Annotated in this window: 6 protein-coding genes, 1 tRNA gene and 1 pseudogene; 1 reads left to right on the forward strand and 7 read right to left on the reverse strand. The window is 63.8% G+C overall.

What is annotated here, in order from left to right; genetic code table 11:
• Positions 1–1,689, reverse strand: a 1,689-nt coding sequence (locus RMO18_RS13375; RefSeq protein WP_405054072.1) for a DNA methyltransferase, incomplete at its 3' end; no start/stop codon positions are given.
• A gap of 70 nt (positions 1,690–1,759) precedes the next feature.
• Positions 1,760–1,835 (reverse strand) — tRNA-Trp (locus tag RMO18_RS13380).
• 98 nt (positions 1,836–1,933) lie between these two features.
• Here RMO18_RS13380 and RMO18_RS13385 point away from each other — a divergent pair.
• A complete protein-coding gene (locus tag RMO18_RS13385) occupies positions 1,934–2,821 on the forward strand; it encodes a hypothetical protein (protein WP_309666527.1) in 888 nt (295 codons plus the stop codon).
• A gap of 99 nt (positions 2,822–2,920) precedes the next feature.
• On the opposite strand, the gene RMO18_RS13390 is transcribed toward RMO18_RS13385, so the two are convergent.
• The 5 genes and pseudogenes from RMO18_RS13390 to tuf all read right to left on the reverse strand — a co-directional run.
• Positions 2,921–4,492 carry a GMC family oxidoreductase gene (locus RMO18_RS13390; RefSeq protein ID WP_309666529.1) on the reverse strand — a complete coding sequence of 524 codons (1,572 nt, stop codon included), beginning with the start codon at positions 4,490–4,492 and terminating at the stop codon, positions 2,921–2,923.
• Between the two features lie 14 nt (positions 4,493–4,506).
• A complete protein-coding gene (locus RMO18_RS13395) occupies positions 4,507–5,028 on the reverse strand; it encodes a Twin-arginine translocation pathway signal (protein ID WP_309666531.1) in 522 nt (173 codons plus the stop codon).
• A 33-nt stretch (positions 5,029–5,061) separates the two neighbouring features.
• The gene (locus RMO18_RS13400) at positions 5,062–5,457 is read right to left on the reverse strand and encodes a VOC family protein (RefSeq protein WP_309666532.1); all 396 of its coding nucleotides are present in this window, start codon (positions 5,455–5,457) and stop codon (positions 5,062–5,064) included.
• Positions 5,458–5,550: 93 nt separating this feature from the next.
• Positions 5,551–5,850 carry a ribbon-helix-helix domain-containing protein gene (locus RMO18_RS13405; protein WP_309666534.1) on the reverse strand — a complete coding sequence of 100 codons (300 nt, stop codon included), beginning with the start codon at positions 5,848–5,850 and terminating at the stop codon, positions 5,551–5,553.
• 152 nt (positions 5,851–6,002) lie between these two features.
• A pseudogene (tuf, locus tag RMO18_RS13410) lies at positions 6,003–6,318 on the reverse strand (elongation factor Tu); the annotation flags it as partial.

The following is a 6,318-nucleotide window of genomic DNA, read 5'->3' on the forward strand; positions in this document are numbered from 1 at the left end:
CCCCACATGGGGGGAGGGAGGCAACGGGTCGGCATCGTGGGTGACAGCAGACAATGGCGCAGCGGTGCCCCTCCCCCCGCGTGGGGGAGGCTGGGTGGGGGGGCTCGCCGCATCGACGTAAGCCCCGGCTTTCAAGAACCACGCGCAGACGAAATCGAGCGTGCCGCCGGATTTGCCAAGGTTGGCAATGGCGCGGACCTGTTCACGTTGCTGGACCGACTGGAACTTGGCCCCGATGAACGGCGGGTTGCCCAGCACATAGCTGCACCGCGCCGCTGGCAGCACGCTCTCCCAGTCCACCTCCAGCGCGTCGCCATGCAGGATTGTCGGCGACTTCTTCAAGGGGATGCGGGGGTAATAGCCGCCGAACGCCTCGGACAGGGCAAGGTTCATCAGATGGTCCATCATCCACATCGCGGTTTCAGCGATGCGGGCGGGAAATTCGGAAATCTCGATCCCGTAGAACTGATCGACATCGACGCGGGACAGGACCGAGGCATCGAGGTTGCGCTGGCCGGTGGCGTGGATTTCCTTGAGAAGCTCCAGCTCCAGCAGGCGCAATTCGCGGTAGGCGATGATCAGGAAATTGCCGCAGCCACAGGCCGGATCGAAGAAGGTGAGCGTGGCCAGCTTGTCGTGAAACGCGGCAAGGCGGGCGGGGCGGTTGGTTTTCAGCGCCTTGATCCGGGCGAACTCGGCCCGCAGATCATCGAGGAACAGGGGGCCGATCAGTTTGAGGATGTTTTTCTCGGTGGTGTAATGCGCCCCGGCGCGGCGACGCTCGCCCGCGTCCATCACCGATTGGAACAGGCTGCCGAAGATCGCGGGGGAAATCGGCGTCCAGTCGAACCGGCAGGCGTTCAACAGGGCCGCGCGCATGTCGGCGTTGAACTTGGGGGTGGGGAAGTATTCGGCGAAGAGGTGGCCGTTGATATAGGGGAAGCGCGCCAGATCCTCATCCAGCGTGGTCTGGCGGCGGTCTTCGGGGGTGTTCAGGGTTTCAAACAGATCGGCCAGCTTGCCGCCCAGATCGGTGCCATCGGGCGCGGTGCGGCCTTCAAGGTAGGACCAGAGAATGTCTTTGGGTTCAAAGATGCCGGTATCGTCGGCAAAGAGGCAAAACACGATGCGGGTCAGAAAGACCTCAAGCCGGTGGCCGGTGTAGCCCGACGCCTTCAGCGCGTCATGCAACAGGCCGACCAGTTCGGCGGCGCGGATGTTGACGGGATCCTGATCCTTGAAGCGGGCGACGGTGCGGCCAAGGATGAAATCGAAATTGGCGACGTGTCTGGGCAGATCGGCCAGCGGGAAGCTGGTTTCCTCGCGGCTGTCGAAGTTCAACAGCTCGAAGGTCTGGAAATCGGAGAGCAGCAGGAATTTCGGCTGTTCTTCGGGCGGCAGGGCGTTGATGTACGCCATCGCCTGCACCCGGGCGCGGGCCAGATCACGCCCGGCGGATTTCTGTTCGACCAGCAGCGTGCCGGGCCAGAACAGATCGATGAAGCCGGAAGAGCCGTCAAGCTTGCGGACGTTTTGTTCGTAGATGCCGACCTCACGCCGGGTGCGGCCGAAGATGGCGAAGAAATCATTGTAAAAGGACTGGGTTTCGCCCTTTTCATAGGCGGCTCCGGTCCAGGAGGCCACGAAGGCGGCGGCGCGGGCGCGGATTTCGTTGGTGCTGAGCCTCATGCACGGGTTGTGGCAGGGTTCCGGCGATTTGGAAAGTGGGCCGGATCCGGTTGGCCAGACTTTGGGAAAATGGCAGGGGCAGCAGGGCTTGAACCCGCGACCTACGGTTTTGGAGACCGTCGCTCTACCAGCTGAGCTATACCCCTACGCGGGGCAGGGGTTACGGCAGGGCTTGGCAGAAATCAAGAGGCTATCGCGCCGGTCGGTGCTGGTGATGCGCGGGGTGGGGGGCTAGGGTCGGGGCGTGTCGGGTGCAGGAGCCGGGGGGGCGATGGGACAGGCGGGCGAGGTGATGGCCGTGTTTGCGCAGCGCCCTTGGGCCGCAGTGTCGGATGCCGAGATGGCGGCGGGGCTGGCGGTGCCCTCGATGCTGTCGCGCGAGGAGAGCCAGCTGTACCATTGGCTGGGCCGGTCGGTGCAGGGCGATGGTGCGACGGTCGATCTGGGGGCGTTTGCGGGCGGGTCGGCGGCGCGGCTGTTGACGGGGCTGGCGCAGTCGGGGCGGGCGCATCATTTGCATGCCTATGATCACTTCACCGCAGGGGCAGCGGTCTGGGCCCGGTTTCTGGCAGCAGAACCAGTGCCTGAGGGCGATCACAACGACATCCTGCCGCTGGTCCGCCGGTATCTGGCGCCCTGGCGGGACCATGTGACCCTGTGCCCCGGCGACATCCGCAAGACGCGCTGGACCGGGGGCGAGATCGAGATACTCGCGGTGGATGCGGCCAAGGGATCGGAAGTGGCGGACCATATCGCGGCGGAGTTCTTTCCCGCGCTGGTGCCGGGGCGGTCGATCGTGGTGCAGCTGGATTATCTGCATGCGATCCAGCCCTGGCTTTGCGCGCAGATGGTGCGGCTGGCAGACCACTTCGTGCCACTGGCGCAGGTGGCCAAGGATTGCGTGGCGTTTTTGTGCGTCAGCGTCCCGGATGCGGCGGCATTGCAGGCCGCGCGGACCGATGATCTGACCGATGGCGCGTTGATGAAACGGGTGCGCGAGGCGGCGAAATGGCACGGGCCGATGATCGCGGACGATCGGTTCAAGGCGATGCTGCGCAAGATCAAGGACAACCCCGGCGTGCGGCTGAGCTGGCAGATGCGGCAGGCGACGGGCGGGGGCAAAACAGCGTAAACACCACCGTGGAAAAAGCGGAGGCCGGATCGTACCGGCCCCCGCCACAACATGCTTGCCATGCGCGACCGTCGTGGCGAAGAGCCACGGCTGTCGCGGTCAGATCGTGCCCGCCGCAAGTTCTGCCGCAATGTGGTCGGCCTGCCGGATGGCCAGCGCCACGATGGTCAGCGTCGGGTTTTCGGCAGCACCGGTGGTGAACTGGCTGCCGTCCGAGACGAAGAGGTTGGCGATGTCATGGGTCTGGCCCCACTTGTTCACCACGCCGTCGCGGGGGTTTTCCGACATCCGGTTGGTGCCGAGGTTGTGGGTGGACGGATAGGGCGGCGTCGGGAACACGCGGGTTGCGCCCACCGCCTTGTAGATCGCCGTGCCACGCTCATAGGCGTAGGTGCGCATCGCGACGTCGTTCGGGTGGTCCGAAAAGTTGACGTTGGGCGAGGGCAGGCCGAACTGATCGGGCTGATCGGCGTTGACCGTGACGCGGTTGGTTTCCTGCGGCATGTCTTCGCCCACGATCCACATGCCGGCCATGTTTTCATAGCTGTCAAGCGCGGTGGTGAATTCGCGCCCCCATGACCCCGGATCAAGGAACGCCGCCATGAAGGGCAGGCCCAGTGACAGGGTTTCCAGTTCGAACCCGCCGACGAACCCGCGGGAGGAATCAAGCTTTGCCTCGTCCTGGATGATGCCGGCCATGGTGGTGCCGCGCCACATCTTTACCGGCTTGTCGAACACGCCGTAGACCGACCCGGTGACGTGGCGCATGTAGTTGCGCCCGACCTGACCTGAGGAGTTGGCGAGGCCATCGGGGAACATCGCGGATTTGGAGTTGAGCAGCAGACGCGGGCTTTCGATGGTGTTGCCCGCGACACAGACGATGCGGGCCATCTGGCGCTGTTCCTTGCCGTCGGCATCGAAATAGACGACGGCGGTCACCTTGCCGGTGTCATCATGCTCGATCTTGGCCACATGGCAACGCTCGCGGACCTCAAGGTTGCCGGTCGCTTCGCCCGCCGGAATCTCGGTGTAGGCGGTGGACCATTTGGCACCCCATTTGCAGCCCTGAAAGCAAAAGCCGGTCTGCTGGCAGGGAATGCGGTCGCCGTCCTCGCGGGTCTGGATCGCCATGCGGCCGGTGTGCACTTCGGTATAACCGATGGCCTTGGCGCCCTTTTCCAGCACTTTGTAGTTGTTGTTGCCGGGCAGGCCGGGGCGGTCGCCGGTGCGGGTGACGCCCATCTTTTCTTCGGCCTTGTCATACCACGGGGCCATTTCGGGGCCATCAATGGGCCAGTCGAGCAGGTTGGCCCCATCGACCGGGCCATAGTTGGTCAGCGCCTTCCATTCGTGATCCTGAAAGCGCAGGGACGCCCCGGCCCAGTGGGTGGTGGTGCCGCCCACGGCCTTGACGATCCATGCGGGCAGGCCCGAGAAGTCGCGCGCGACACGCCAGTCGCCGCTGGTGGTACGCTTGTCCAGCCAGGCCAATTGGCCGAAGCTTTCCCATTCGTCGTTGACGTAATCTTCCGGCAGATAGCGCCCGCCCGCCTCTAGTGCCACGACCTTGACGCCCTTTTGCGCCAGTTCGTTGGCAAGGGTGCCGCCGCCTGCCCCGGTGCCGATGATGACGACAACCGATGCGTCAGTCTGTTCAAATTTCGCAACCATGATCTATACCCCCCTCACAGCCAAGCAATGTCGTCAAAGCCACGGGCGATGTAGCCGCCCTGGCTGAAGCTTTCGCCCTCGTAACCGAACAGCGGCCAGACGGCTTTCTGGTTGTAGAGGCCGGTCACCAGCCCACCGCGGATTTTCTGGAAGAACGGGCTGGATTCCATCCCGCGCAAAAGCGCGACACGGTCGGATTCCCAGCCGATGGACAGATAGTTGGCATGTCCCTTGCCCTGGGCCGCCGCATCAAGGGCTGCGACGCCGGCACCAATTTCGGCGGCCTGTTCGGCGGTGTCATAGCCTTTGACGGCGATGGCATAGAATTCATCGGCGATGCGGTCATGCGGATAGATGTCGCGCGCCATCTGCACCAGCGTCGCCATCTGTTCGGGCGTGATTGCCGTCACCTCCAGCGCCCAGGCCGCATCGGGGGCGGCGATGAAGCCGATCCCTGTGACCGTCAGCGCCCCGGCTGCGACCGCCCGGCCCAGCAAGGCGCGGCGGGTAAGGCCCGTCCTTTCGAATTTTGTCATGTCGTCCTCCCTTGTTGTCGTGGGCTGGGGGCGTCAGAGATACCTGCCGCCCCGTTGCAAAACCTCGATCTGGTAGCCATCCGGATCGGCGATGAAGAAGAAGCGGGCAATGACCGTGCCGGCGGGTGCGAAATCGACCAGCTTGCGGGGGGCTAGCCCTGCCGCTGTCATGCGCGCATGTTCGGCAGTCACGTCATCCACCGACACGGCGAGATGGCCATAACCGTCGCCAAGCGCGTAGGGTTCGGCGCGGCCCTTGTTGACGGTCAGCTCCACCTCGAACGTCGATTCGGGGTTGGAGAGATAGATCAGGGTGAAGCTGTCGAAATCCAGCCGGTCAGCGACCTTCAGGCCAAAGGCTGTGTCGTAGAAGGCAAGCGCGCGCGCCTCCTCCAGCACGCGGATCATCGAATGGATTGCCTTGGCCATTACCCCTCCCAAAACCGGATGTCGATTTTGGTAAGTTTAGCGAACCAATTTCACGGGCGGGTAGTAGCGGACTACTACAGACCGATTTTCCGGTTATTCGGCGGCGTAACGGCTGTTGTTTTCAGGCACCTGATCCAGTTCGCCCAGATGGATGGTGCAGGCGCAGCGCAGGAGCGAGGTAAAATTCGTAGCCTCCCCATGCTGCTGCAGGACTTCGGAATGCAGCTTTGACAGGAAGGCGGGTGTTGTGGTGCCATCCTTGGCGGCCATCTGGTCGACGATGCCCCAGAAGGCGCGTTCAAGGCGAATGGACGTGGACTGGCCGTTCAGGCGCAGTCGGCGGGTGACATATTCATAGCGGGCCGGGTTTTGCCCGGCGAACATCTGGCACATCGCTGGATCCCCCCATGCGTGCCTCAGGTTGGGACGGATCACGCAAAACGTCAACGCAACTTTCTGTCACAGACGAAAAGGCCGCCCGGTGGGGCGGCCTTGCCAGATGATGCGAGCCGGTGCGTGGGGACCACGCGCCTTGCCACCAGCGGTCAGGCGAGGATCTTCGAGACCACGCCTGCACCCACCGTGCGGCCGCCTTCGCGGATGGCGAAGCGCAGCTTTTCTTCCATCGCGATAGGCGCGATCAGTTCGACGTTGAACTTCAGGTTGTCGCCGGGCATCACCATCTCGGTGCCTTCGGGCAGCTGAACCGTCCCGGTCACGTCGGTGGTGCGGAAGTAGAACTGCGGCCGGTAGTTGGCGAAGAACGGCGTGTGACGGCCGCCCTCTTCCTTGGTCAGGATATAGGCCTCGGCCTCAAACATCGTGTGCGGCTTGACCGAGCCGGGCTTGCACAGCACCTGG

The sequence above is a fragment of the Tabrizicola sp. genome, assembly GCF_031377265.1.
In the GTDB taxonomy this organism is placed as follows: Bacteria; Pseudomonadota; Alphaproteobacteria; order Rhodobacterales; family Rhodobacteraceae; genus JAUYQR01.

Coding starts and splice junctions, on each gene's coding strand:
- RMO18_RS13390 (WP_309666529.1), bottom strand. CDS start 4,492: ATGGTTGCGAAATTTGAACAGACTGACGCATCGGTTGTCGTCATCATC.
- RMO18_RS13405 (WP_309666534.1), bottom strand. CDS start 5,850: ATGTGCCAGATGTTCGCCGGGCAAAACCCGGCCCGCTATGAATATGTC.
- RMO18_RS13400 (WP_309666532.1), bottom strand. CDS start 5,457: ATGGCCAAGGCAATCCATTCGATGATCCGCGTGCTGGAGGAGGCGCGC.
- RMO18_RS13395 (WP_309666531.1), bottom strand. CDS start 5,028: ATGACAAAATTCGAAAGGACGGGCCTTACCCGCCGCGCCTTGCTGGGC.